Raw genomic sequence first — 3574 nt, 5'->3', positions numbered from 1 at the left:
CGAGATACTCTCGGCAACCGGACTGGACACCCTGGAATTCATTGGGCGGCTACGAATGTCCGATGTGTCGGCTTCCACGCTGGACGCCATCCGCACCCAGGGTGCCGAGGCTCTCCATCCGCACGGTGGGCGGATCGTAGGGGAACGGGTCGGTCGGATCATCCACGACGTCACCGCTTTCCGGGCACGCCGGTGAGGAAGGCGGTGACGGTCCGGGCCGAGGCGGCCACATCGAAGTCCCGCGACCGCAGGCGCGCGGCGTCGGCCAGCTTGGTGCGCAGTTCCTGGTCGGCGATCAGCAGGTCCAGGGCGCGGGTGAGATCGGCGCGGTTCCCGGCGGTCACCAGCAGGCCGTTCACGCCCGGCTCGACGATCTCCTCCGGGCCGCCGGGCCGGGTGGCGATGACGGCGCAGCCCGCCCGCATGCCCTCGACCACGACCTGCCCGAACGGTTCGGGCAGCACCGAGCAGTGCACGAGGATATCGGCGTGGCGCAGATAGGATTCCGGGTCGTCCACGTGGCCGGTGAAGGTCACCGGGAGGCCGAGGGCGGTGGCGTGCATCTCGAGTTCGGCGCGGTAGGGCTGCTCGTCGAAGAAGGTGCCGCCGACCAGGAAGACCTCGCGCGGAAGGGTTTTCACATCGGCCAGCGCGCGCAGGAACAGGTCCTGTCCCTTCCACGGGGCGAGGCGGCCGACCACGGCGATGACGGTCTCGGTGGCGGGACGCTGCCCTGGTGCGTGGGCGTCGCCGTGGATCTCGGAATCGGGCGCGGAGCCGGTCGATGCACCGGCGGGGAACTCGACGCCCGGATAGGCGACCACGGCCCGGCGCCGCCAGGTGTAGAGCGAGGCCAGGGTGCCACGGCTGTTGGCGATGACCCCGCGGGCCACCACCCAGCCCAGCACCCGGATGATCAGCGCCAGCGCGCGGCCGAAGTAGTCGCGGGAAACCCGGTCGTGCACATGCCAGACCAGCGGCACCCGGGCCCGGCGCGCGGCCACCGCGCCCATGAGCATCGCCTTGGTGCTGCCCGCGACCAGGACCGTGGCGTCGAGTTCGCGCACGGTCGCGCCCAGGGTCCAGCCCAGGCGCAGCAGGCCCGTCGCGCCGATCACCAGGCTGCGCACCCCGGCCTGGTCGATGGTCATGGCGCGGGAGTCGAAATCATTGCTCACGACCCGGGTTTCGATACCGCGCGCGGCCATCAGCCGCAGCATCGGGCCGTCCTCGGTGTACACCACGGCGGTGCGCCCGGCCGGCATGGCCGAGACCAGGCGCAGGGTCGCCAGTTCGGCCCCGGAGGGGGCCGCGGTGTGTGCCAGGAAGACGGCCTTGAGCGCTGTCATCGGGCGGTGAGCTCCGCGTACACGTCACGGTGCCGCCGGGCCGCGACGGCCCAGGAGAACGTCTCGGCATGGGCGCGGCACTGTTTCGGGTCCGGGCGCACCCCGTCCAGGGCCGCGACGAGCCGGGCGGCGAGCGCTTCGGGATCGCCCGGCCCGACGATGAGCGAGGGATCCAGGTCCCGGACCGAATCCGGCAGTCCGCCGCAGTCGGAGACCACGGGCGGGCGTCCGGCGGCCAGGGACTCCAGGGCGATGAGGCCGAAACCCTCCAGGGCCAGGGACGGCACCACGGTGAGATCGGCGCGGGTGTAGAGGTCGGTGAGCTCGGCGTCGGACACGGTGCCGGTGAATCGGATCGGGGAGTGCGGTTCGTCGCCGAACAGGCTCGCCGCCAGCCGCCGCAATTCGCGCTCCGCGGTACCGGTTCCGACGATCACCAGCCGCGCCTGCGGATGCCGGGCCGCGACCGCGGACCAGGCGCGCAGCAGGACGTCGATGCCCATGCGCCTTTCGAGCCGCCGCACGCACAGCACGATCCCGGAATTCGTCTCCGGCTCGGTGGCGGTGAAGCGGTCCAGATCGACGCCCGGCGGAATCACCCGGACCCGGTCCGCGCGGATGCCGTAGTCGCCGATCAGCAGCCGCCGGAAATGGTCGGACAGCACGATGAATCGATCGGCGCGGGCGTAGCGCAGGCGCTCGACGAGGTACTTCGCACGGACCGCGCGCGAGCTCTCGCCCGCCATCCGGCTCTCGGCGGCCCACGGTCCGTGGAAGTGGACCACCAGCGGGTTGCGCACCGCGGCCGGACCGTACAGGCAGAAGTGCCGATCGATCACCGTGTCGCGGGTGAGCGCGTCCCGATCCAGGAACGCGGTGCGGGCACGGTCCGGGGTGGAGCCGCCCGTCGGTCCCCACGAGTGCGCCCCGGTCGGGGCATCACCGAAAGCTCTTGCGCTGACATCTATTCCACTGTCATCGGCGAGCGCGTGGTAGAGATCGGTGAAGTAGCGGTTCAGTCCTCCGGGGGCGGCCGTGAACCACTCCGACCCCGTCATGAACACCCGAATGGGCCGTGTCAAAACCCTCACCCCCGGGTCCGTCACCCACATTCGGACCGATAACCCGATCCGAACGCCCTTGCAGCGCAAGTGTATGTCAATCCGGAGGTGGAGGCGCGCTGACGGACGGCAATCATGCGACTGACCAGTCCGTATGGCGGGAAAGATCAAATCGCGCCGGAACGGAAAGCATGGAATTCCGAATTATGTTGTGACACAAAGTGAGTAATTCATTCCATCCGGAAAAGCATCCCGCGCGATTAACGCCCGCTTCGCCGAACGGTATCTGGGTTACGGTGATCGGCGGAAATGATGTGGTCGGAGAGGGCAGGCTGTGGGGCGCACACTCGCGCAAGGGCAGGTTTTCGCGGGGTACACCGTCGAACGGCTGCTCGGTGTGGGCGGAATGGGCGAGGTCTACCTCGCCAAGGACCGCGACCTGCCCCGATCGGTCGCACTGAAACTCCTGGCCGCGGGCAAGGCCGACGATCCCGAGGTCCGGGCCCGCTTCCTGCGGGAGGCCGATACCGCCGCGCGGCTGTCGCATCCGAACATCGTCGCGGTGTACGCGCGCGGCAATGACGAGCACCGGCTCTGGATGGCCATGCAATACGTCGAGGGCACCGACGCCGCCGCGATCCTGCGCGACGGCCCGGTGCGGCCCGACCACGCGGTGCGGATCATCGGCGAGACCGCGCGGGCGCTGGACCACGCGCACCGGGCGGGCGTGCTGCACCGCGATGTGAAACCGGCCAACATCCTGCTGGAATGGGGCACCGAGCAGCAGGTCTACCTGGCCGATTTCGGGATCGCCAAGGCGGTCGACCACACCAGTACGCTCACCCGCACCGGGGAGATGTACGCCAGTTTCCAGTACGCCGCCCCCGAACAGTTCGAGCTGCGCGGCGACACCGATCACCGCGCGGACGTGTACGCGTTGGGCTGCACGCTGTTCCACATGCTCACCGGGCAGCTGCCGTATCCGGGGGAGAGCACCGCGCAGCTGGTCGCGGCCCACCTGGGTGCGCCGATTCCGCGGCCGAGCCTGGTGTACGGCGCCGTGCCCCCGGCCTTCGACGCGGTCATCGAACGCGCGCTGGCGAAGCATCGCGACCACCGCTTCGGCAGCTGCGGCGAACTGGCCGCGGCGGCGGAGGCGGCGCT

The 3574-nt window shown here is 70.1% G+C and carries 4 protein-coding genes; 2 read left to right on the top strand and 2 right to left on the bottom strand.

The window, feature by feature from the left end:
* Nucleotides 1-196 (top strand): hypothetical protein (locus tag ACWELJ_RS33745; protein ID WP_452370122.1); only part of this gene is annotated, 196 nt, incomplete at its 5' end.
* On the opposite strand, the gene ACWELJ_RS33740 is transcribed toward ACWELJ_RS33745, so the two are convergent.
* Both ACWELJ_RS33740 and ACWELJ_RS33735 read right to left on the bottom strand, forming a co-directional pair.
* Nucleotides 171-1349, bottom strand: a complete 1179-nt coding sequence (locus ACWELJ_RS33740) for a glycosyltransferase family 4 protein (RefSeq protein WP_452370121.1) — start codon at nucleotides 1347-1349, stop codon at nucleotides 171-173. The two genes, ACWELJ_RS33745 and ACWELJ_RS33740, sit on opposite strands and share 26 nt — an antisense overlap.
* On the bottom strand, nucleotides 1346-2407 hold the full coding sequence (locus tag ACWELJ_RS33735) for a glycosyltransferase family 4 protein (protein ID WP_452370120.1): 1062 nt from the start codon (nucleotides 2405-2407) through the stop codon (nucleotides 1346-1348). Before ACWELJ_RS33735 ends, ACWELJ_RS33740 begins: the two co-directional genes overlap by 4 nt.
* 337 nt (nucleotides 2408-2744) lie before the next feature.
* On the opposite strand from ACWELJ_RS33735, the gene ACWELJ_RS33730 reads away from it, so the two are divergent.
* The coding region (locus ACWELJ_RS33730; protein WP_452370119.1) for a serine/threonine-protein kinase at nucleotides 2745-3574 on the top strand (830 nt) is incomplete at its 3' end.

It is taken from the genome of Nocardia sp. NPDC004582, assembly GCF_053602115.1.
This window is presented reverse-complemented; position numbering and strand designations above follow the sequence as displayed.